The organism is Methylobacterium sp. 22177 (genome assembly GCF_052045615.1).
Lineage (GTDB): Bacteria > Pseudomonadota > Alphaproteobacteria > Rhizobiales > Beijerinckiaceae > Methylobacterium > Methylobacterium radiotolerans.
Window position 1 is genome coordinate 1 of sequence record NZ_JBQEPK010000037.1, and the last position, 21389, is coordinate 21389.

A 21389-nucleotide genomic window follows, 5' to 3' on the forward strand; every position below is an offset into this window, starting at 1 on the left:
GGCGCTGTCGGCGAGGACGAGCCAGGCGCCGGCCATGAGGGTGACGTCCTTGAGGACGAGGCGGCCCGCGCCCGACAGGTAGGGGAAGCCGTGCTGGGCATCGCCGAGCGCGGCGACCCAGGCCTCGGGGGTGGTGACGAGGAACGACAGGGTCACCACCGGGGTGAGGAAGGCGAGCACCGCCCCGGCCAAGCCCAGCCGCCGCGACACCAGGCCGGCGAGGACGAGCAGGCCGATCAGCAGCTCGACCGTGCCGAGGCCGCGGGAGAACGCGTAGGTGTGGTTGGCCGTCTGCCACGCGCGGGCGGCGAGGTTGAGCTCGCCCTCGTGGGTGAGGTGCTGGGCGTACTGGTCGGGGTGGGCGTAGAAGAACGCCATGACCGGGCTGTTGGCGACGAAGGGCGTGATGCTGTCGGCCTCGTAGGGCACGAACTTGAGCGCGCCGATCCAGAGGAAGACGACCGCGATGGCGACCCGCATGGCCTGGAGGCCGAGGCGGTTCGAGCCCGGCCCGGAGACGAGGCCGAGGACGCGGCGAACCTGCGTGTTCATGGATCTGATCCTTCGAAGCTGAGGGCGCGGGACGGCTTGAGGCCTCCCTGCAGAGGCGCCGGCCGGGACGGATGATCGCGCGGCGGCGATGGGAGGAGCTTCGATGATGGGCCGATCCGGCTCAATCATACGCAGGTTTGGGTCTGATCATCCGATATTCGTCCGGAACGCGGCCGCGGGTTCGGCAAGACATCTGTGTTCCGAGGTCGAGCGCAGGCATGAGCGTCCGTGATCGACTTGCCGCCGGAAGCGATCGCGCCACGCGGCGCGGCCGCGGGCGCACCAAATCTGCGCGCCGGCCGGTCAGGGCCGGTCTATCATACCGACGCATGATATCCGGCCGATCGCGATGCCTTTACGTGTTTCCGAAATCTCGGATCCGCGGAGGATGGACGATGGACGACCACTACGATGCGCTCGTGATCGGCAGCGGCGAGGGTGGCAAGTTCCTGGCCTGGCACTTAGCCAAGGCCGGGCAGCGGGTCGCGGTGGTCGAGCGCCGCTGGATCGGGGGCTCCTGCCCCAACACCAACTGCCTGCCGAGCAAGAACGAGATCTGGAGCGCCGAGATCGCCCATCTCGCCCGGCACGCCGACCGGTACGGCATCGAGACCGGCCCGGTCGCGGTGGACATGGCCCGGGTGGTCGAGCGCAAGCGGGCGATGGTCCGCGGCCTCGTCGACATGCACCTCGACCGCTACCGCGACAGCGGCGCGGAGCTCATCATGGGAACGGCCGCCTTCACGGGTCCCAGGGCGCTCACGGTCGCGCTGAACGCGGGCGGGTCGCGCGCGCTGACGGCCGAGCGGATCTTCCTCAACCTCGGCACGCGCCCGACCATCCCCGACGTCCCGGGCCTGCGCGACGCGGAACCGCTGACGAATATCGAGGCGCTCGAACTCGACGCCGTGCCCGCCCACCTCGTCGTCCTCGGCGGCGGCTACGTGGGCCTCGAACTGGCCCAGGCCTACCGCCGGTTCGGCAGCGCGGTGACGGTGATCGAGCACGGGGCGCAGATCGCGGGCCGCGAGGATCCGGACGTGGCCTCCGCGCTCGCGCAGCTCCTCGAGGCCGAGGGGCTGGCCATCCGCACCGGCACGGAGGTCGTGCGCGTGCGCGGCCGTTCGGGCGACGCCGTGGAGATCACGGTGCGCGGCGGCGACGGCGAGGCGGTCATCGCCGGAAGCCACATCCTCGTCGCGGCGGGCCGGGCGCCGAACACCGGCGGGATCGGCCTCGACCGCGCGGGGGTGGACCTCACCGAGCGGGGCGTGATCAAGGTCGACGACCGTCTGCGGACGAGCGCGCCGGGCGTCTGGGCCATCGGCGAGTGCGCGGGCAGCCCGGCCTTCACCCACGCCTCCGCGGACGATTTCCGCGTGATCCGCGACGATCTCGCGGGGATCCCGCGCTCGACCGCGGGGCGGCTGATGCCCGCCTGCCTGTTCACGGACCCGCCGCTGGCGCGGGTCGGATCGACCGAGACCGAGGCGCGCGCCCGCGGCGATGCCGTCCGGGTCGCCAAGCTGCCGATGGCGGCCGTGCTGCGCACGCGGACGACCGGGCAGACCGAGGGCTTCATGAAGGCCGTCATCGGACCGGACGATCGGATCCTCGGCTTCACGATGCTCGGCGCGGAGGCCGGCGAGGTCATGGCCGCGGTCCAGGTCGCGATGCTCGCCGGCCTGCCCTACACGGCCTTGCGCGACGCGATCCTCGCCCACCCGACGACCGCGGAGGGGCTGAACAGCCTGTTCTCGGCCGTGCCCGCCCCCTGACCCACTCCCTGACCCGCTCTCCGCGGTTCAGGCGCTCGCCGCGGCGGGTTCCGCCGCGCGGCTCTCTCGGTCCGGCTCGGCCGCCGGAAGATCGACCGCGAAGGTCGCGCCGGGACCGTCGTTGTTCCGAGCGGTCAGCGTCCCGCCATGGGACTCGACGATGGTCCGGCAGATCGCGAGGCCGATGCCCATCCCGTCGCGCTTCGTGGTGAAGAACGGGCTGAACAGCTTGGGCAGCTGCTCCGGATCGATGCCGGTGCCGCTGTCGGACACCGCGATCCGAAGCCGACCGGGCGCCGGAGCGCTGAGCGCGATCCGCAGCTCGCGGCGGGTCTCGGGCGCATCGCGCATGGCGTGCAGGCCGTTCGTCACGAGGTTGACCACGACCTGCTGCATCTCGACGCGATCGGCCAGGACGCGCGCCTCGGTCGCGGCGATCCGAGTCCGCACCGTCGCCCCGGCCGCCAGGATCTCCCGATCGAGGAGCGCCACGACCTCCGCGAGGAGGGGCTGAAGGTCGACGATCTCGGGCTGGCTCCGGTCGCGGCGGAGCTGCTCGCGCGTCCGCTGCACGATCCGGCTCGCCCGCATGCCGTCGCGGACGGCGCGCTCGGCCGCCCGCGCGGCCGCCTCCAGATCCGGCGTCTCGCGCCGCAGCCAGCGCAGGCAGGCCTCGGCGCTCATCACCATGGCGCCGATCGGCTGGTTGACCTCGTGGGCGATGGAGGCGGAGATCGCCCCGACGGTCGAGACCCGGCCCGCGCGGGCCAGCTCGGCCTGGGCGGCGAGCAGCGCCTCCTTCGCGCGCTCCCGCTCGGTCACGTCGATCATCGCGCAGGCGACGCGGTCGAAGGCCGCCGGGTCGTCCGGCAGCGCCACGACGAGGATCACGGTCACCTCCCGCCCGTCGGCGCGAACGAGGCGGCCCTGCGCCTCGAACCGGCCGCCCGCCCGCTCGAGCCGCTGCAGGAGCGGCAGGACGAGATCGTTGCCCGGCGGCAGGAAGCGGCTCATCGAGCCGAGGACCGCGTCGCGGGACCGGCAGCCGAGGAGCTGCACCGTGGCGTCGTTGACGTCGACCAGCGCGATCTGCCGCGCGCAGGCGGCGGCGAGCGCGGCATCGGCCTGTCCGCGGAGGTCGGTCCCGGGCCCCCCGGCGGCCCGCGCCTCGGCGAGGTGGGCCTGCGCCCCGGAGAGATCGACCTCGCACAGCGCGACGTGGCTCTGCTCGAACAGCGCGCGGTAGCGCCGCTCGCTCCGCGCCAGTGCCCCCAGCGCGCGCTGGCGGGCGCTCGTGTCGAAGGCGATCAGGCTGATCCCGCCGGTCAGCGCGAGGTAGAAGCCGACCGCGGTCAGGCCGCTGCGCTCGGCGAGCGCCTGCGCGATCATCGGCGAGAAGGCGCCCCCGATGATGCCGCCGACGTTGAACGCCACGGAGGTGCCCGTGTAGCGCACCTGCGGCGGGAACAGGCTCGGCAGCCACGCGCCGAGCGGCCCGTTGACGAAGCCCATCACCCACAGGGCGAAGGCCAGGAAGACGAAGATCGTCACGAGGGAGCCGCTGCCGAGCATCGGCGCCAGCAGGATCCCGGAGGCGATCGTCCCGGCGCAGCCGACGATCAGGACGCGGGCCGGGTCGAGCCGGTCGGACAACCAGCTCGCGACGACGATGGCGGCGGCCATGAACAGGATCGCGCCGAGCTCGACCGTCAGGAACGAGGCCCGGGAATAGCCGAGCGTCGTCGTGCCGTAGCCGAGCGCGAAGGCGGTGGCGGTCCAGAACAGCGAGAAGCACGCGACGACGCCGAACATCCCGGCGACGACCTGCCCGGCATGGTGGCGCATCAGCGCGACGAAGGGGACGCGCGGGGGCTGCGCGTCCTTCACGGCGGCGGTGAACTCCTCGGTCTCGCCGAGATTGGTGCGGACCCAGAGCCCGAGCCAGACGAGCGGCACGCTGAGCAGGAACGGCACCCGCCAGCCCCAGTCCGCGAACTGCTCCGCGCTGAGGGTCAGGGTCAGGACGAGGAACAGGCCGTTGGCCACGAAGAAGCCGAGGGGCGCCCCGAGCGGCGCGAACATCGCGTAGCGCGCGCGCCATCCCGGCGGGGCGTTCTCCAGCGCCAGCAGGGCGGCGCCGCTCCACTCGCCGCCGAGCGCCAGCCCCTGCCCGAACCGGAGGAGGCAGAGCAGGACGGGCGCGAGCCAGCCGGCCAGCGCGAAGGTGGGCAGCAGCCCGATCGCCGAGGTCGAGAGACCCATCAGCAGGAGCGAGGCGACAAGCGTCGCCTTGCGCCCGACCCGGTCGCCGAAATGCCCGAAGACCGCGCCGCCGATCGGCCGGGCCACGAAGGCGAGGCCGAAGCTCGCGTAGGCGCTGATCAGCTCCGCCGATTGCAGCGCCGCCGGGAAGAACAGCGGCCCGAAGATCAGGCTCGCCGCCGTGGCGTAGATGTAGAAGTCGTAGAACTCGACCGTCGTGCCGATCAGGCTCGCGAGGAGGACGCGCGCCGTCTTTTGTCTGGGAGGCGCGTTGCTCACCGCAATCATCTCCGCGCCTCGCTCCGCAGCCTGCCATACGGGTGCACGGCCGGACGGGGCGCCCGCGAGCCCGGGAGCCGGGACATGCTGATCGCGTTGGAGGTTGAGCCAGTCCCGGGGGCAGTGCAACCGCTCATAGCCACAAGCTTGGCCGCAAGTCGATAGGTTCGGCCGGGTGCGGCCCCTGCGTCCGGCCTCTGCGCCCGGCCTTTGCGTCCGGCCTCTGCGGACCGGCTGTGCCGTCCGAAGACGGTCGGCTTGATCGGGCGCGGATTCAACCTGTAAGCACTGTCCTCGCGGACAGCCTGGCAGGGGCGCGCGGGGGCTCGTCGATCACGATGTCAGGCAACGTCCGGGGTGGCGCGGCGAAAGCCGGCGCCGACACGGCCTCACCGCTGGTTGTCATCGTCGAGGACGACGAGGGCGTCCGAGAGGGGCTCCAGGATCTCCTGCGCTCCGTCGGCCTCGACACCCTCGCCTACGGCGCGACGAGCGAGCTCCTCGCGGCGACGCTGCCGGACCGCCCGGGCTGCCTGATCCTCGATGTGCGGCTGCCGGGATCCAGCGGTCTCGACCTGCAGGCGAAGCTGGCCGCGCTGGGCAACCGCATGCCGATCATCTTCATGACCGGCCACGGCGACATCCCCATGACCGTCCAGGCCATGAAGGCGGGCGCGCTCGACTTCCTGACCAAGCCGTTCCGCGACCAGGACATGCTCGACGCCATCGCGGTCGCGATCGAGCGGGACAGGACCCGGCGCGCCTCGAGCGCGGGGGTCGCCGAACTCGAGGCGCTGGCCGCGACCCTGACGGCGCGGGAGGCCGAGGTGATGGCGCACGTCGTCAAGGGGCTGCTCAACAAGCAGATCGCCTACGCCCTCGGCATCAGCGAGATCACGGTCAAGATCCACCGCGGCAACGTCATGCGGAAGATGGAGGCCGGCTCCGTGGCCGACCTCGTGCGCAAGACCGAGCTGCTCAAGGCCCGGGCGACCGTCTGAGCCCGAAGCCCCCCGCAGTCGCCGGCCCGGGCCGGGCCGATCGGCGCGGAACGATGCCGGGCATCACCGCGTTGGCACCCGCACGGGACAGATTTCGTCGGCACGTTCGAGTCGGGAGTCGACGGAAAAGTCCTGACTAGACTCGCCAAACCCGTGTCTACCGGCTCGCGTCGTGGCGCTCCGAGGCCTGCTTTGCTGTGGTGGGACTCGGTTCATCAGGATGTGCGTCCGTCGCGCGCATCAAACCATCGTATAATATCGTCGGCGCGGCCGCTGGCCCACACAGGTGGGATCGACGCGCCTCCGAGAGGCTCCGGAGGGAGATTCGTGCCGGTCGGGAAGAAAGCGGTCGCGGTCGTGGACGACGACGAGGCGGTTCTGGACGCGACGTCCAGCTTCCTCGAAGCGTTGGGCTACGACGCGCGGGCCTTCAACTCGGGCGAGGCCTTCCTGGCCTCCATGGCCGGCAGCGATGTCTCGTGCCTGCTGACGGACGTGAATATGCCGGGGATCAGCGGCATCGAGTTGCAGGACCGCGTCCGGCAGCAGCGCCCTGCCCTGCCGGTCATCATGATGACGGCGCTGACCGACGACGCGCTCCGGCGTCGGGCCCTCGCCGGCGGCGCCCGCGATCTCCTGCGCAAGCCCCTCGTGGCCGACGAACTGATCCGCTGCCTGGAAGAGACGATCGGCGCCTGAGGATCGGCCGCCTGAACGTCGGCCGGGCTGCGCGCGGCCGTCACGCGCCTGCGCGCCCGGACGATCCGATTAGGACATCAAACCTCCGTATGATTCCGGCGCGAACGGCCACGGTGCAAGGTCGCGCCATGGAAGGGGCGCCGCACGCGCGCCGCACGCGGGCCGGACGAGGAGGCGGGGATGGGACTGACGATGGCGAGCCGGAGCGGTGCGGGGTCGGACGAGGCCGTGCTGCGCGCGGAGACCGCCCGCAGCGCCATGGCCCGGCTCCTCGCCGTCGCCGGACACGATCTCAAGCAGCCCCTGCAGGTGGCCCTCATGGCCATCGACCGCGCGGTCTCGGACGGCGTCGGTCCCCGGGCCGCGGCCCGGCTCGGCCTCGCCAGCGACGCGCTGGTGCGGCTGGGCCGCGAACTCGACGACTTGGCCCGCTCCTCCCAGACCGGCGCCGTGCCGCCCCGGCTCGGTCCCGTCGCCCTCGTCCCGCTCCTGGAGGCGGTGGCGGCCGAGTGGCAGCCCTACGCCGACGCGGTCGGAGTGCGGGTGCAGGTCTGCGCCACGGCGCTGACGGTCCAGAGCGAGGCCGCCATGCTGACGACCATCCTGCGCAACCTCGTCGGGAACGCCGTGAAGTATGCGGGCCCGGGCGGCCGCGTCGTCGTCGGATGCCTCCGCCGGCAGGGGCGGGTCACGATCGAGGTACACGATGACGGTCCCGGCATCGCGCCCGAACGGCTGGCGGGCATCTTCGACGCCTTCGACCGCGCCGGGCGCCGGGACGGGGGCGGTCTCGGGCTCGGCCTGCACATCGTCCGGCAGACCGCCGCGGCGCTCGATCACCCGATCACCGTGCGATCCCGGCGCGACCGGGGCTCCGTCTTCGGCGTGACCGCGCCCCGTCACTGTCCGGCATCCGCGTAGATTTCCCGGGTCGATCCCGACGGCGCTGCCGCCGCGGAGCAGGTCCGCCGTCCCGGCACTGGAGGCCGCGAAACGCCCGGACCGCGTGCGCAGCCCACCGAAATCCGCGGCGTCCACGGCGACGCAGGCGTGCCGCGCCCGCACGGCTTGCTCGCCAGGGTTGCTTGTGGAACCGTGTCGGCCTGAGACCCCGAAGAGGCGACGGATGCTCCGCACCGTGCTTTCGCAGACGGAGCGTGACCTGACATGACGGCTGGCGATCCGCCCAACAAGATGGCCGAAGTCGCCGGACTGGCGGCCGCGATCGCCGACCACATCCTCGCGCAGCACGAGGCAGGGACGACGATCCCGCCAGACCAGTTCCGGATGCTGGTGAGCGCCGCCCGGATGCTCCTGGACAACGGCGTGCCGTGGCCGCCGTCGGTGACCTACCTCGTCATGGAGGTCGCCCGGCGGGTCGAGGAGGCCGAGCCGCCGCCCAAGGGCGACGAGGTCGTGGAACAACTGACGCAGGCCCTCGACGCGGCCAGACCCACCTGAGACCCACCTGAGGCGGACCGTCACGCCGCGGGCGCGCCGATTTCCCGCGGGATCCGCGCCCTATATGGGCCCTATGCCCACACTCGGCCTCAAGCTCCCGCTCCGGATCTGCGTCCTCGAGAACGCCGCCTGCGTCGAGGATGCCGGCGGCCGGCGCACCGGCTACGTCTACTGGGACGAGGGCCGGCCGGGGGGCGGCGACAGGCCCTTCACCCGCGCCGAGGCCATCGAGCAGGTCCGGATCATCGCGGGCGCCTGGGCCGGCGCCCTGGTCCACAGCGGCACCCTCGACACCGGCCCGGCGCCCGAGCCGGGTGCCGCCGCCGCCGAGCCGTCTCCGGAAGGCTGACCCGCCGCCCCTCGCGGAGAGGGATCGCCGCTACAGGCCGGTGCCGCTCGCGTACGGGACCGGCGCGCCCGGGCCCGAGCTCGTCGCGGAGGCCGCGACGGTGGCGGCGATCCAGTCCCCGTCGCTGGTCCCGGACACCCGGCACGCCCGCGCCAGGGCCCGCACCTGGCGGCGCCAGAGCCAGAGGCGGAGGTTGTGGATGAAGTCGTACATGGTCGGCCCCGCGCTGTCGCTCTCGTCCATGTGGGGCGCGCGCGCGGCCCGCTCAAGCGCGCGGCCCGCGCGCGCGGCCGCCGTGGCCGGAGGGGCGTCAGCCGGCGCCGAGTTCCCGCGTCACCGCCGCCAGCGTGTCGGCCATGTAGTCGAGCATCGGGTCCGTCAGGCCGGGCCAGACGCCGATCCAGAAGCTGTCGCGCATGATCTTGTCGGTGTGGGTCAGCGCGGCGTGAACCCGGTATGTCACGTCCCGGAAGGCGGGCTGCCGGGTCAGGTTGCCGGCAAACAGCAGCCGTGTTCCCACGCGCTTCTCTTCCAGGCGCGCGACGAGGGCGTTCCGATCGATGCCGACGCCGTCCCGCACCGTGAGGAGGTAGCCGAACCAGCTCGGCTCCGAACCCGCGGTCGCCCGCGGCAGATGGAAGAGCCGGTCGAGGCCGCGCTCCCGCAGGCGCCGCTCCAGGCCGACGAAGTTCGCGCGGCGGCGCGCCACGAAATGGTCGAGCTTGGTCAGCTGGCTCACCCCCAGGGCGGCCTGCATGTCGCTGACCTTCAGGTTATAGCCGATGTGGGAGTACGTGTACTTGTGATCGTAGCCGCGGGGCAGGTCCCCGAGTTTCCAGCCGAAGCGGTTGCCGCAGGTGTTGTCGGTGCCGGGCTTGCAGTAGCAGTCCCGCCCCCAGTCCCGGAACGACTCGACGATCTTGGCGAGCGGACCCTTGTCCATCAGCACCGCGCCGCCCTCGCCGGTGGTGATGTGGTGGGCCGGATAGAAGCTCAGGGTGGCGACGTCGCCGAAGGTCCCGACTCCCTGCCCGCCGATGGTCGCGCCGAATGCGTCGCAGCAATCCTCGACCAGCCAGAGGCCGTGGCGGCGGCAGATCTCGGCCACCCGGACCACGTCGAAGGGATTGCCGAGCGAGTGCGCGATCATCACCGCGCGGGTCTTCGGCGTCACGGCCGCCTCGAGCAGGTCGACATCGACGTTGTGCGTCTCGACGTCGACGTCGACGAAGACCGGCACGCAGCCGTGCTGGACGATCGGCGCGACGGTGGTCGGGAAGCCCGCCGCGACGGTGATCACCTCGTCGCCCGGCCGCAGGCGGCGCGCGCCGTGCTTCGGCGAGGTCAGCGCCGCGAAGGCCAGGAGGTTCGCGGCCGAGCCAGAGACGGTCAGCCGCGCATGCTTCCGTCCGAACGCCGCCGCGAGTTCCCGCTCGAACCGGTCGGCGTAGCGCCCGGCCGTCAGCCACATGTCGAGGGAGGCGTCGACGAGGTGGGCGCAATCCTCCGCGTCCATGACCTTGCCGGAGGGCGGGATGTAGGTCTCGCCCGGCACGAAGGCCGGCCTCCCGCGCGCCTCGAAATGCGCCCGGGCGAGGCTCAGGATCTCGGTGCGCAGGGCATCGGTCATGGGGGCGAAACACCGTTGTCCGGTCGGGGGGCTCCGGCAGCTATACCGCGGGATCCGCCGGGTGTGAGACTGCCATCGGCGACGAGGCCCGGCACGATCGGGGCCGCCGCCCTGTCGGAGCGCCTGTCGTCGACCGGGCCCATGGCTCAGAACGGCGTGGCGAACGCGTCGAGGCCGGGATGCAGGCGATCCCGGTCCGACAGGGTCGGGTGCGGGATGCCCCAGTCGAAACCGAAGCTGTCCCAACGGATGCCGGCATCGGCGGCGGGGGCGTGGACCGACGTGACGAGGTAGAGCAGCGTCGCCGCGCCGGAGCGCACGGCGAAACCGTGGGCGCAGCCCTCCGGGATGTAGACGCCGGCGGGCGCCTCCTCGTCGAGGTCGAAGGCGACGGCGCGGCCGTAGCCGGGCGAGTCCCGGCGCAGGTCGAGGACGACGTCTGTCACCGCGCCGCACAGGCACCAGACGAGCTTCGCGTGCTGGTGGGGCGGCACCTGGAAATGCATGCCGCGGATCACGCCCCGCGCCGAAGTGGAGCAGTAGACCTCGGCGAAATCCGTCCTGAGACCAGCGGCAGCGAGGCTCGGCGCGTGCATCAGCTTGTGGAAGCTGCCGCGGGCATCGCGGCTGCCGGGCGCGCGGAGGGCCAGTACACCCGGAAGATCGCTGGTTCGGATCTCGAACATCACTGGGCCGCTATCAACTCGGTGAGGCCGCGATCCAGGCCGATGGCGGCGGACCAGCCGGGCAGGAGCGATCCGATCCACGGCCGCATCACCTCCCGGGGCCTGTAGGGCCGCGCGCCCCAGGCGACCGGGACGGGCCGCGCGCCGAGGCGCTCGATCCGCGCCACGAGATCGCGCAGCGACAGCGTCTCGGGGCCGCGGAGGGCGAAGGCCTCCCGCGTATGCGGCGGCACCGCGCGGATCCTGTCCAGAGCGGCGCGGCTGCCCGAGAGGACGTCGTCGACGTGGAGCAGGTTCAGGGTCTGCTCGCCCGGGGACAGGTCGAGCCGTCGTCCCTCCCGCTGGGCTTGGAGCAGGGCCGAGACGAGCTTGCCGCGGCGATCCGCCGGTCCGTAGGTGTCCGTCAGCTTCAAGGTCAGGACCGTGAAGCCCTCCGCCTCGGCGTAGTAGGCCGCTATGTCCTCGAAGGCCTGCTTGGTGGCCGCGTAGAGGCTCGCCGGATTGTAGCGATCGTCCGCGAAATGCTGCCAGCTCGTGCCGAAATTGACCATGTGCCGGACCCCGCAGCGCGCCATCGCGTCGAGGAGCTGCGTGCCGAACAGCAGGTTGGCCTGGATCAGCGGTGCGACATGGTCCGGCCCGTGCACGCCGACGAAGTGGGTGGCGGCGTGGATCACCGCCTCGGGCGCGAAGGCGCGCATCGCGGCGTGCAGCGTGTCCGTCGCGCCGTCGTGGCGCAGGATCGTCGCGCGCGGGTCGAGGAACTCGGTGGCCGAGCCCGCCCGCACCAGGGCGCCGACGGCGATGCCGGCCTCGGCGAAGCCCCGCGTCAGGCGTCCGCCGACGAAGCCGGTCGCGCCGGTGATGAGCAGGCGGCCGAAGGGCGGCGGCGCTACCACGTCTTCCACGGTGCCCGTCCCGACGCCCAGAGCGCCTCGAGGTTGGTCTTGTCCCGGAGCGTGTCCATCGCCTGCCAGAAGCCGTCGTGGATGAAGGCCTGCAGGTCGCCTTCCCGGGCCAGGCGCTCCAGGGGCTCCCGCTCCCAGACCGTCTCGTCGCCCGTCACCGTGTCGATCACCGACGGCGCGAGGAGGAAGAAGCCGCCGTTGATCCAGCCGCCCTCGTTGTCGGGCTTCTCCTCGAAGGCCGTGACCCGGTCGCCGTCGAGGGCGAGGTAGCCGAAGCGCTTGTCGGGCCGCACCGCCGTCACGGTGGCGCGCTTGCCGTGGGCGCGGTGGAAGGCGATCTGCGCGGTGACATCGACGTCGCTGACGCCGTCGCCGTAGGTGAGCGCGAACATCTCCTCGCCCTCCAGGTGATGCCGGACGCGCTTCAGGCGGCCGCCCGTCATGCTCTGGTCGCCCGTATCGACCAGCGTCACGGTCCAGGGCTCGGCGGTCTTCCGGTGGATCTCCATCCGGTTCTCGGCGATGTGCATGGTCACATCGCTCATGTGTAGGAAGTAGTTCGCGAAGTATTCCTTGATGATGTACCCCTTGTATCCGAGGCAGATCACGAAGTCGTTGATGCCGTGGTGGCTGTAGCCCTTCATGATGTGCCACAGGATCGGCCGGCCGCCGATCTCGACCATCGGCTTCGGCCGCGTGGCGGTCTCCTCGGACAGGCGCGTGCCGAGGCCGCCCGCCAGGATCACGGCCTTCACCGGCCGTTTCCCCGGCCCGCGGGGCGGGAGCGGAGGGAGGGGCGACGTGCGTGCATGGTCAGGCGCTGTCCTCGTCTGCGTGGCCGGAAGCGGCCGCGATCCGGGCGTATTCCGCGATCTGGGCCTCGACGAGCGCCCGGGCGTCGGTGGGACGCGCGCTGTAGTCGCGATACCACTCCATGGTCAGGCGCACCGTGCGGGCGAAGCCGAGCCGGGGGCGCCAGCCCAGCTCCGCCTCCGCCTTGGCCGCGTCGAGCTTCAGGATCCCGGCCTCGCGCAGGGCCGAGGCCTCGATCTGGACCGGGATGGGGTCGCCGCCCCAGGCGGCCAGCGCCTGCTCGACCAGCCGCCGCACCGCGACCTCGCTGGCGCGGGCCGGGCCGAAATTCCAGGCGCCGACCGCCGCGTCGTCGGCGGCGAGGAGTCGCGCGCCGAGCAGCAGGTAGCCGTGCAGCAGTTCGAGCACGTGCTGCCAGGGCCTGACCGCGTCCGGGTTCCGCAACACGAGCGGCGCGCGGCTCCGGATGGCGCGGACGAGGTCGGGCACGAGCCGATCCTCGGACCAGTCGCCGCCGCCGATCACGTTGCCGCCGCGGGCGGTGGCGAGGCGCAGGCGCGATCCCGGCATCAGGGCCTGCCGGTAGCTGCCGGCCACGATCTCCGCGGCGGCCTTGCTGGCGCTGTAGGGATCCTTGCCGCCCATCGGGTCGGATTCGCGGTAGCCCCAGACCCATTCGCGGTTCTCGTAGCACTTGTCCGACGTGACGCAGACGACCGCGCGGACCGAGTCGGTGTGGCGCGCCGCCTCCAGCACATGGGCGGTGCCCATGACGTTGACCGCGAAGGTCTCGAGCGGGTCGGCGTAGGAGCGCCGGACCAGCGCCTGGGCCGCGAGGTGGAAGACGATTTCCGGACGGAACGCCGCGACGGCCTCGCGCACCGCCTCGGCGTCGCGGATATCCACGACGGCGGACCGCATCCGGTCGGCGAGCGCGAGATCGCGGAACAGGCTCGGCCTGTCGGTGGGGGGGGCCAGGGCGAGGCCCATCACCTCGGCGCCCTGGTCGAGCAGCCAGGCGACGAGCCACGCGCCTTTGAAGCCGGTATGACCCGTGACGAGGACACGGGTGCCGCGATAGCGCGCGAGGGTCATCTCAACGGTCCGGACCGGTTGGGCATCGATCGGGGCTCACGCGACGGCCGGATCCGCCGGCCGCATCCGGGCCAGATCCGGCGGCCCCGCCGCGCCGGCCTCCGGGGGTGAGGGACGGCTCAGCGCGTCCCAGAAGAACCCGTACAGGTCGGGCGCGCTGATCTTCTGCTCCGTCGCGAACGGACCGCACGCGTTGAAGAACATCATCAGGACATACCGGATGAGCGCGGATTTGAGCGCGTCCGAATGGGCAAGATCGCCGAGCTTCGGCTTCAGCTGCTCGAAGAACTGGAACATGCCCGCATAGGCCTGCTTCGCCGCCGCGGTCGCCTGATGACTCTCCTGATTCTGGTGCAACCGATACAGGAAGACCGCCTCGGGCGCGTAGAACACCTTCGACGCGCGGTTGAGAACGCCGACGAACGGGATCGTGTCGGAGAAGTAGGAGCCCGACAGCGTCGGCTGCCCGCCGGCATCCAGCCAAGCGGAGCGCCTGTAGAAGGTCGAGAAGACGGTGTTGATCTGGGTGTGGGCCGTCGGACTGGCGAAGTACCGCGTCAGCCACGGCTCCGCGGCCTCGATCTGGGCGCCCGCGGAGAGCGGCTCCGCCTGATGCAGGATCTGGCTCGCGCCGTCGATCAGGACCCGGCGCCCCAGCCCGACCTGAATCGCGTCGTCGGCCTCGAACGCCGCCACCATCGTCGAGACGTAGGTGTTCGAGATGAGATCGTCGTCGCTCAGCAGCAGCATGTACTTGCCGCGCGCGTGCTGGACCGCGTCGGTGACGTTCGCCTCCATGGGCAGCGTGAACGACCGGGTGAGGACCGTGAGCCGATCGTTCCGGAGCTGCGCCAGGAAAGCGCCCGTGGCATCGGTGCTGGCGTTGTCGCTGATGATCAGCTCCAGGTTGCCGTAATCCTGCGCCGAGACGGAGCTCAGGGTCTGCGCCAGCAACTCGAGACGGTTCAAGGTCGGCACGATCAGGGAAACGAGCGGCAGCGGCATCGAACGGCTCTCTGACTGGGTCGACCGAGGCGCCGGGGCCGGGCGGCTCGGCTGCGCGCCGCGCGGTTCGGACGGATCAGACCGGGAACGGCGTGACGCTGGGCAGACCTGCCAGAATCGAAGACCTGTGTCGATCAGGGCGCATGGATTCCGCCGACCCGGGGCGTGATCCTCCATCGGCCGGCGCCGCGCTCCTTCGGGGGACGAACCCTCACGCCCCCGCCCCGGGCAGCCCGGTCCAGGCCTCGCGGACGAGCGCGAGGCGCCGCTCGGCCCGCGCCGCGTCGGCGTCCGCGACTTGGTGGAGGACCGCCTCCAGCGCCTCGGACCCGCCGAGCGCCGCGGCCGCCTCGCCCTGGCGGCGCATCGCGGAGCGGTGCGCCCGCATCGCCGGTCCCGCCTTCGGCCCGGCCTCGATCGCCTCCAGGGTGGCGATCAGGGCGGCCGCGAGCGGGGCGACGTCGCGCCAGGACGCCGCGGGCGCCGATTCGGGCGGGCGGGCCTGCTCCGGCGGCGGCGCGGAGAAGCTGGTGGTGAGCGGGCGCTTCATGACGAACCTCCACGGGCGCGGTATAGGGGGCCATCGGCCGGCGCGGAGCTGTACGAGGAGCGCATGGCCGAAAGGCGGAAGGCCACCGGATCCGGCGAGGATAGCCTGTCGCGCCACATCCTCCCCAGTGCCGGCACGATGGTCGGCGTCTGCACCACGCTGATCGGCCTCGTGAAGATCGCCGAGGGCTGGATCGGGCCGAGCCACGTCGACGAGGCCGCCGCCCTGACGGCGATCCTGTTCCTGGTCAGCGCGATCGCGTCGTACCTGTCGATCCGCCTGGGCGACGGCGGCGACCTCCCGGTCAGCCTGGAGCGCTGCGCCGACGTCTGCTTCGTCATCGGGCTGATCGGCCTGACGCTGATCGCGGTCCTGTTCGCCTACGAGACGATCTGACGGCGCGCCGCGCGGCGCCGGTCGGGCAGGGCTTCGCGGTCGGTCAGCGCCGCCGCGAGGACCGCGAACAGGCCGAGATGCAGGCCGAGCGCCGCCGGCCCGGGATCGCGCAGGGACCACAGGCCGGCCGCCCCGAGCGCCATCAGCGGCGGTCCGGCCACGTAGACGAGGCTGCGCCATCCGGCGGGCCGGCCGAGACGCCAGAAGCAGCCGGCCAAAGCCGCCAGGGCGAAGCCGCCCTTGAGCAGCGCCATGAAGCGGATCACCCGCACGAGGTCGGGGTCGACGGGCGCCGCGGGGACCCGCCCGGCCGCGAGGAAGGCCAGCGGAAGCGCGAGGATCGTCAGCGCGGCCAGCAGCAGGCGCGCCGGCGGGGCGCCGCGATGCGCGCGGCCGGCCGCGGCCGGGATCGTCATCGCCTGAACCCGCATCGGCTTCCTCCTGCGCGTGCCGCGACGGGGCCGAGTCTAGGCCCTCCGGAGGCTCCGGTCACCGCGCGGGGGAGGGCGGCGGCCGGGCCGCGCCGTCGCAGGGCGGGCCGGTCCCAAGGGCGGCCCGCGGCTCAGCAGCCTCGGAACAGCGCCACGCCGAAGGCGGTGAACTTCAGCGGCAGGTGGCAGTGGCGGTCGGGGTCGTCGAGCCGGAAGCGGATCGCGGCCTCCTCCAGGAACCCCTCCCCCGCGGCCCCGACGAAGTCCCCGATGACGAACACGACCTCGTAGAGCCCGGCCTCGAGCCGCGTCCGCACGACCGGATGGTCGAGGGTCCCGTCCGCCCCGAGGCGGCCCTCGGCGATCACCCGCCGCCGTCCTCCGGCCGTCAGGACGCGCACGCGCATCCCCTCGGCCGGCCGGCCCGTGGCGGCGTCGACGGCGTGGAGGGACAGGCCGGTCACGGGGCCTTGCCCTCCCAGACCATCCGCCAGGGATGGGCCGCCTCGTAGGCCGCCGCCATCGCCACCAGGGTCTCGTCGCCGCCCCAGGGCGCCACGAGCTGGAACCCGATCGGCAGCCCGGCGCTCGACGGTCGGCAAGGGATCGAGATCCCCGGACAGCCCGCAGCGTTGACGAAGCCCGTGAAGGTCGCCGAGCCGCGGGGCCCCACCGGCACCCCGGCGATGCGCGGCGGATGGGTGTCCTCCGCCCGCCAGGGCAGCGCCGCCGCGGCGGGCGTCATCAGCAGGTCGTGGCCGGCGAACAGGGCGGCGAGGTCCCGGCGCAGCGCCAGCGCCATCCGCTGCACGTCGAACAGGTCGGCCGCCGAGAGGGCCGCCCCGGCCTCCGCCAGGGCGCGGATGTCCGGGCCCAGGTCGTCGTTGCGGCCGGGATGCGCGCGCATCAGCCACGCGATGCCCGCTTGGCCGAGGACCGGCCACGCCTCCGTGATGGCCGTCGCCGCGTCGAAGCGGCCGGTCTCGACCCGGTGGCCGAGGCCGGCGAGGCGCCCGGCCGCCTCGGCGACGCTGTCGGCGATCTCGGGATCGACCGGGGCCGTCCCGAAGGCCGGGACGTGGAGGATCCGCATCGGGCGCTCCGGCACGGCTTCGCGCCCGAACGGGCCGAAGCCGTGCGGCGCGACGGAATCCGGGTCGGCCGCCCCGAGGACCCGCATCGCCGCCGCGAGATCCTCGACGGTGCGCGCCATCGGCCCGACCACCTCGAGGTCGAGCATGATCGGCGGCAGCCCGCCTTTCCGCGGCACCCGGCCGGCGGTGGGTTTCAGGCCGATGAGGCCGGTATGGGAGGCGGGGCGGCGGATCGAGCCGCCCGCGTCGGTCCCGAGCGCCAGGGGGCCGATCCCGGAGGCCACGGCCGCGACGGCGCCGCCGCTGGAGCCCCCGGGCGTCAGCGCCGGATCCCACGGGTTCCGGGTGACCCCGTGGACCGGGTTGCCGGTGTAGCCCTGGACGGTCAGCTCCGGGACGTTGGTCTTGCCCAGGATCACCGCCCCGGCCGCGCGCAGCCGCGCCACCGGCGTCTCGTCCCGGTCGACCGCGCGCGCGGTCCCCTCCCCCGCGTAGAGCCGGCTGCCCCAGCCGGTCGCGAACCCGGCGACGTTCAGGCTGTCCTTGACGGTCAGCGGCACGCCGTCGAGGGGCCCGAGCGGGCGTCCCGCCCGCCAGCGCGCCGCGCTCGCGGCGGCGGCGCGCTCCGCGCCCTCGGGATCGACGGCGACGAGGGCGTTGAGCGTGGGGTTCACGGCCTCGGCCCGCTCCAGGCAGGCGCGGGCGGCCGTGACCGGGCTCGCCGTCCCGGCGGCGTAGCGGCGGCCCAGGGCCGCGGCCGAGAGGGTCCAGAGCGGGCCCGCCGCGTCGATCCGGGTCATGACTCCTCCTCGCGATGCGCGATCCAGCGGGCGAGCGGCCCGGTCAGGCCCGTAGCGGGCTTCGCGGGCGGCCGGGCGAAGCGGCCGGCCCGGGGCGGCCGCGTCCCGAGCCGCACCAGGGCCTGCGCCTGACCCAGGGCGGCCGCGAGCGGGTCGACGAGCGGCACCGGCACCGCGTCCCGCAGGGTCGCGGCGAGGCCGGCGAGCGGCGCCCCGGCCAGGATCACGACGTCGGCCCCCTCCCCGACCGCCCGCTCGGCCAGGGCCAGGATCTCGGGCCGCAACTCGTCCTGCACCTCGGTCACCGCCGCGAACGGCCGGCGCACCGCGTGGAGGCCGGCGCAGCGGGCCGACAGGCCGGCTAGGGCCACCGCGTCCTCGTACCAGGGCAGCAGGGCGGGCGCGAAGGTGACGATCGCGAACCGCGCCCCGAGCTGGCAGGCGGTCAGCATCGCGGCCTCGGCCATGCCGACCACCGGCAGGTCGAACAGCTCCCGCGCGGCGACGAGCCCGGGATCGCCGTAGGCCGCGATCACCGCGGCGTCGTGGCCGGAATGGTGCGCCGCCAGCGTCTCCAGCACCGCCGCCCCGGCGAGCTGCGCCTCGGCCCGGCTGGCGATGTAGGGCAGGCCCGTCGCCGCGGTGAGCGCGGTGATGTGCGCGTCGGGGGCGAGCGCCGCCGCGGCGGCCCGGGCCATGCGCGCGGTCATCGCCGCCGAGGTGTTGGGGTTGAGGAGCAGGATCCGCATGCGAGGGCTCCGGGCACTTCAGCCGGCCATCCGGCGGGACAGGCCGGCGGCCCGCTCCATCACGGCGGCGAGCACCACGGTCGCGAGGATCAGCAGGCTGGAGGCCGCCGCCACCGTGACGTCGAGGCGGCCCTCCAGGTCCTGCCACATGCGGATCGGCAGCATGTCGGTGGCGGCGTCGCGCAGGAACAGCGAGACCGGGACGTTGTCGAAGCTCGCCATGAAGGCGATGAAGCCCCCGGCCAGGATCCCGGGCCGGATCAGCGGCAGGGTCACCCGGCGGAACGTGTAGAGGCGCGAAGCGCCGAGGGAGGTCGAGCTCTCGAGGAGCACCGGGTCCATCTGCGACAGGGCCGCCACGGTGGTGCGGACCACGTAGGGCACGCAGACCACGGTGTGGCCGAGGACGAGGGTCAGCGGCGAGACCGGGATCCCCGCGAGGCTGAACAGCATCAGCGCCGCGAGCCCGAAGGCCAGGGCCGGCAGGACCAGCGGCGACAGGAACAGGCTGTCGAGGAGCCGCGCGGAGAGCCGCCGCGACCGGGCGATGGCGAGCGCCGCGGCGGTGCCCAGAACCACCGACAGCAGGGTCGTCCAGCCCGCCACCACGAGGCTGTTCCAGGCGGCGGCCTGCAACTGCTCGGCCTCCGCGAGCGCCGCGTACCAGCGCAGGGCGTAGCCGGGCGGCGGGAAGCGCAGGGAGAAGCCGCTGGTGAACGACACCACCACGACGATCACGGTCGGCGCCGCCAGCAGGACGAGGCAGAGCCCGGCGAGCAGCAGCACGGCGCCGTGGAAGCTGAACCAGTCGAGATCGCGCCGCAGGCTCGTCCGCATGGTGACCTCCCGGTGACCTCCAGGTGACCTCAGGCCTGCGCGTAGCCGCGCGACAGGCGGCCCGCGAGGTTGAGGAGCGTGACGCAGGCGAGCACCGCCACGAGGAAGACGATCGCGATCGCCGCCGCGAACGGCCAGTTGTTGAGCGATGAGGCCTGCTGGTACAGGTACATGGGCATGAACAGCATCTGCCCGCCGCCGATCAGCGACTGGGTGATGAAGGCGGTGATCGCCGCCGCGAAGGTCAGCAGGCAGCCCGCCACGATGCCGGGCAGGCAGAGCGGCAGGGTCACCCGCACGAAGGTGCGCCACGCCCCCGCCCCGAGCGCCGCCGAGGCGTCGGCGAGGTTGGGGTCGATCCGCGACAGGGCGGTGACCAGGGGCAGGACCATCAGCGGCAGCTGCACCTGCGCCAGCGCCAGGACGAGGCCGCCCTCGGTGTAGAGCAGCTTCAGCGGCGCGTCGGTGAGGCCGAGGCCGAGGAGCGCGGCGTTGACGATGCCCTGGCGCCCCAGGATCACGATCCACGCGAAGGTCCGCACCACCACGCTCGTGAGCAGCGGCAGCAGCACGATCAGGGTCAGCAGGCCGCGCAGCCGGCCGGGCGCCCAGGTCAGGAGCAGCGCCAGCGGCAGGCCGAGCAGGAGGGTCAGCGCCGTGACCTCGGCGCCGAGCCACAGGGTCGCGCCGAGCACCCGCAGAGAGAACGGGTCGAGCAGGAACCGGGCGTACTGGTCGAGGCCGAACCGGGTCATGGCCGGATCGGCGTAGAAGCTCACGAGCAGCAGCAGCGCCAGCGGCGCCAGGAAGAAGACGAGGAAGAACGCCCCGAGCGGCAGCGCGAGGCGGATGTCGTAGGCCGCCGTCCAGGCGCGGCCCGGGCGGAGGGGCGCGGCGACCGGGCCCGCCGCCGCGATGGCCGGCCCGGCCGTCACACCCGGATCTCGCGGTTGAAGCGCTCGATCCAGGCCGGCCGGCCGCGGTTGATCGCGGCCCAGTCCTGGAACACCGACTTGCGCTTCAGCTCCTCGGCGTCCTTCGCCAGGACCTTGGCGACCTCGCCCTCCATCGCGACCTTCCGGTTGGTCGGCACGATCAGGTAGGGGCTCTGCATCAGCTTGGCCTGCACCTCCGGCGACAGGGCGGCCTCGATCAGCTTGAAGGCCAGCTCCTTCACCGGGGTGTTCTTGACGATGTGGATCGTCGTCTTGAAGGCGATGATGCCCTCCTTGGGCGCGGCGAACTCCACCGGCACGCCCCGGGCCTTCAGGATCTGGATCGCGTTGAAGTTGCCCGGCCCGATGTCGACCTGCTCCTGCTGGTAGAGGGCCGCCAGGGCGCCCGGGTTGGCCGCGACGGCGGCGAGGTTCGGCTTGAGCGCCTCCAGCGCTTTGAAGCCCGGCTCGACGTCGGTCTCCGAGCCGCCGTGCATCCGGGCGATCTCCACGAGGAAGCCGGTGCCGAGCGTCGAGTTCAGGTTGGTGATGCCGACCCGGCCCCTGTACTCGGGCTTCCACAGGTCGGCCCAGGAGGTCGGCGGCGTCTTCACCTTCTCGGGATTGTAGGTCAGGCCGACGATCTGGAAGAACGGCGCCGGGCCCATCGGCTCCTGCGCGTCGGCGATCAGGTCGCCGTAATGGGCGGACTGGGCCGTTGGGTAGGGCTCGACGAGGTCCTGGGCGATGGCCGTGAGGGCGGGGCCAGGATCGTGCAGCATCACGTCGATCGGCGGGTTGGCGCGGGCGGCCTGGACCTTGGCGATCTGGTCGACCGAGAGCATCGGATCGAGGATGACGTCGCCGCCCGAGCTCTTGCGGAAGGCCGGCACCAGCACGGCCCGGTGCGCCTCCTCCCAGCTCCCCGTGAAGGTCGCGAAGACGAGCTTGCGCGCCTGCGCGTGGGACAGGCCCGGGAAGGCCTGGGCGGCGCCGAGAGTCAGGGCGCCGGCGAGGAGGCTGCGGCGGTGCAGGGTCATGGTCGGCTCTCCTGGCTCGGTGTCGACTGGCGCGGCTGC

The 21389-nt window shown here is 72.9% G+C and carries 24 protein-coding genes; 7 read left to right on the forward strand and 17 right to left on the reverse strand.

The window, feature by feature from the left end; translation table 11 throughout:
• Positions 1–552: reactive chlorine resistance membrane protein RclC (gene rclC, locus ACTJK8_RS24930; RefSeq protein WP_440762684.1), on the reverse strand; the 552-nt coding region annotated here is incomplete at its 3' end.
• Between the two features lie 395 nt (positions 553–947).
• Here rclC and ACTJK8_RS24935 point away from each other — a divergent pair.
• The gene (locus tag ACTJK8_RS24935) at positions 948–2330 is read left to right on the forward strand and encodes a mercuric reductase (protein ID WP_024830646.1); all 1383 of its coding nucleotides are present in this window, start codon (positions 948–950) and stop codon (positions 2328–2330) included.
• A gap of 27 nt (positions 2331–2357) precedes the next feature.
• Here the strand turns inward: ACTJK8_RS24935 and ACTJK8_RS24940 are convergent, their stop codons facing one another.
• The gene (locus ACTJK8_RS24940) at positions 2358–4880 is read right to left on the reverse strand and encodes an MFS transporter (RefSeq protein WP_024830647.1); all 2523 of its coding nucleotides are present in this window, start codon (positions 4878–4880) and stop codon (positions 2358–2360) included.
• A 329-nt stretch (positions 4881–5209) separates the two neighbouring features.
• Here ACTJK8_RS24940 and ACTJK8_RS24945 point away from each other — a divergent pair, with 329 nt between their 5' ends.
• The 5 genes from ACTJK8_RS24945 (at position 5210) to ACTJK8_RS24965 (ending at position 8381) form a co-directional block, all read left to right on the forward strand.
• On the forward strand, positions 5210–5872 hold the full coding sequence (locus ACTJK8_RS24945; protein ID WP_053621789.1) for a response regulator transcription factor: 663 nt from the start codon (positions 5210–5212) through the stop codon (positions 5870–5872).
• Positions 5873–6199: 327 nt separating this feature from the next.
• Complete coding sequence (locus ACTJK8_RS24950; RefSeq protein ID WP_012318258.1) at positions 6200–6571, forward strand: response regulator transcription factor; 372 nt, start codon at positions 6200–6202, stop codon at positions 6569–6571.
• Between the two features lie 180 nt (positions 6572–6751).
• Entirely contained in the window at positions 6752–7492 is a 741-nt protein-coding gene (locus ACTJK8_RS24955; RefSeq protein ID WP_440762685.1) for a sensor histidine kinase, read from the forward strand.
• Between the two features lie 246 nt (positions 7493–7738).
• A complete protein-coding gene (locus ACTJK8_RS24960) occupies positions 7739–8032 on the forward strand; it encodes a hypothetical protein (RefSeq protein WP_012318256.1) in 294 nt (97 codons plus the stop codon).
• A 64-nt stretch (positions 8033–8096) separates the two neighbouring features.
• Complete coding sequence (locus tag ACTJK8_RS24965) at positions 8097–8381, forward strand: hypothetical protein (protein WP_429402974.1); 285 nt, start codon at positions 8097–8099, stop codon at positions 8379–8381.
• A 30-nt stretch (positions 8382–8411) separates the two neighbouring features.
• Here ACTJK8_RS24965 and ACTJK8_RS24970 read toward each other — a convergent pair whose 3' ends face one another.
• The 8 genes from ACTJK8_RS24970 to ACTJK8_RS25005 all read right to left on the reverse strand — a co-directional run bounded on the left by ACTJK8_RS24970 (position 8412) and on the right by ACTJK8_RS25005 (position 15068).
• Positions 8412–8624: a hypothetical protein gene (locus ACTJK8_RS24970; protein WP_440762686.1), complete on the reverse strand. Its 213-nt coding sequence runs from the start codon at positions 8622–8624 to the stop codon at positions 8412–8414.
• A gap of 67 nt (positions 8625–8691) precedes the next feature.
• Positions 8692–10011, reverse strand: a complete 1320-nt coding sequence (gene rfbH, locus ACTJK8_RS24975; RefSeq protein ID WP_012318253.1) for a lipopolysaccharide biosynthesis protein RfbH — start codon at positions 10009–10011, stop codon at positions 8692–8694.
• Between the two features lie 146 nt (positions 10012–10157).
• A complete protein-coding gene (locus ACTJK8_RS24980; protein WP_043343568.1) occupies positions 10158–10697 on the reverse strand; it encodes a dTDP-4-dehydrorhamnose 3,5-epimerase family protein in 540 nt (179 codons plus the stop codon).
• Entirely contained in the window at positions 10697–11605 is a 909-nt protein-coding gene (locus ACTJK8_RS24985; protein ID WP_012318251.1) for an NAD-dependent epimerase/dehydratase family protein, read from the reverse strand. Before ACTJK8_RS24985 ends, ACTJK8_RS24980 begins: the two co-directional genes overlap by 1 nt.
• Positions 11590–12360 carry a glucose-1-phosphate cytidylyltransferase gene (gene rfbF, locus ACTJK8_RS24990; RefSeq protein WP_024830654.1) on the reverse strand — a complete coding sequence of 257 codons (771 nt, stop codon included), beginning with the start codon at positions 12358–12360 and terminating at the stop codon, positions 11590–11592. Before rfbF ends, ACTJK8_RS24985 begins: the two co-directional genes overlap by 16 nt.
• A gap of 58 nt (positions 12361–12418) precedes the next feature.
• Positions 12419–13513 carry a CDP-glucose 4,6-dehydratase gene (rfbG, locus tag ACTJK8_RS24995; protein ID WP_058607245.1) on the reverse strand — a complete coding sequence of 365 codons (1095 nt, stop codon included), beginning with the start codon at positions 13511–13513 and terminating at the stop codon, positions 12419–12421.
• Positions 13514–13549: 36 nt separating this feature from the next.
• A complete protein-coding gene (locus tag ACTJK8_RS25000; RefSeq protein ID WP_012318248.1) occupies positions 13550–14518 on the reverse strand; it encodes a glycosyltransferase family 2 protein in 969 nt (322 codons plus the stop codon).
• A 211-nt stretch (positions 14519–14729) separates the two neighbouring features.
• Positions 14730–15068, reverse strand: a complete 339-nt coding sequence (locus tag ACTJK8_RS25005; protein ID WP_012318247.1) for a hypothetical protein — start codon at positions 15066–15068, stop codon at positions 14730–14732.
• A gap of 63 nt (positions 15069–15131) precedes the next feature.
• Between ACTJK8_RS25005 and ACTJK8_RS25010 the strand changes: the two genes are divergently transcribed.
• On the forward strand, positions 15132–15464 hold the full coding sequence (locus tag ACTJK8_RS25010) for a hypothetical protein (RefSeq protein ID WP_012318246.1): 333 nt from the start codon (positions 15132–15134) through the stop codon (positions 15462–15464).
• On the opposite strand, the gene ACTJK8_RS25015 is transcribed toward ACTJK8_RS25010, so the two are convergent.
• The 7 genes from ACTJK8_RS25015 to ACTJK8_RS25045 form a co-directional block, all read right to left on the reverse strand.
• Positions 15449–15895, reverse strand: a complete 447-nt coding sequence (locus tag ACTJK8_RS25015; RefSeq protein WP_234741545.1) for a hypothetical protein — start codon at positions 15893–15895, stop codon at positions 15449–15451. The genes ACTJK8_RS25010 and ACTJK8_RS25015 overlap by 16 nt on opposite strands.
• A 131-nt stretch (positions 15896–16026) precedes the next feature.
• Positions 16027–16359: a hydroxyisourate hydrolase gene (locus ACTJK8_RS25020; RefSeq protein WP_012318244.1), complete on the reverse strand. Its 333-nt coding sequence runs from the start codon at positions 16357–16359 to the stop codon at positions 16027–16029.
• Positions 16356–17789 carry an amidase gene (locus ACTJK8_RS25025; RefSeq protein ID WP_440762687.1) on the reverse strand — a complete coding sequence of 478 codons (1434 nt, stop codon included), beginning with the start codon at positions 17787–17789 and terminating at the stop codon, positions 16356–16358. Before ACTJK8_RS25025 ends, ACTJK8_RS25020 begins: the two co-directional genes overlap by 4 nt.
• Entirely contained in the window at positions 17786–18538 is a 753-nt protein-coding gene (locus ACTJK8_RS25030) for an aspartate/glutamate racemase family protein (RefSeq protein ID WP_012318242.1), read from the reverse strand. The genes ACTJK8_RS25025 and ACTJK8_RS25030 overlap by 4 nt, the downstream gene beginning before the upstream one ends.
• A gap of 18 nt (positions 18539–18556) precedes the next feature.
• Positions 18557–19375, reverse strand: coding sequence for an ABC transporter permease (locus ACTJK8_RS25035; protein WP_012318241.1), 819 nt, complete (start codon positions 19373–19375; stop codon positions 18557–18559).
• 29 nt (positions 19376–19404) lie between these two features.
• Positions 19405–20310, reverse strand: coding sequence for an ABC transporter permease (locus ACTJK8_RS25040; protein WP_012318240.1), 906 nt, complete (start codon positions 20308–20310; stop codon positions 19405–19407).
• Complete coding sequence (locus tag ACTJK8_RS25045) at positions 20307–21350, reverse strand: ABC transporter substrate-binding protein (RefSeq protein ID WP_029361475.1); 1044 nt, start codon at positions 21348–21350, stop codon at positions 20307–20309. The genes ACTJK8_RS25040 and ACTJK8_RS25045 overlap by 4 nt, the downstream gene beginning before the upstream one ends.
• Positions 21351–21389 lie beyond the last annotated feature (39 nt).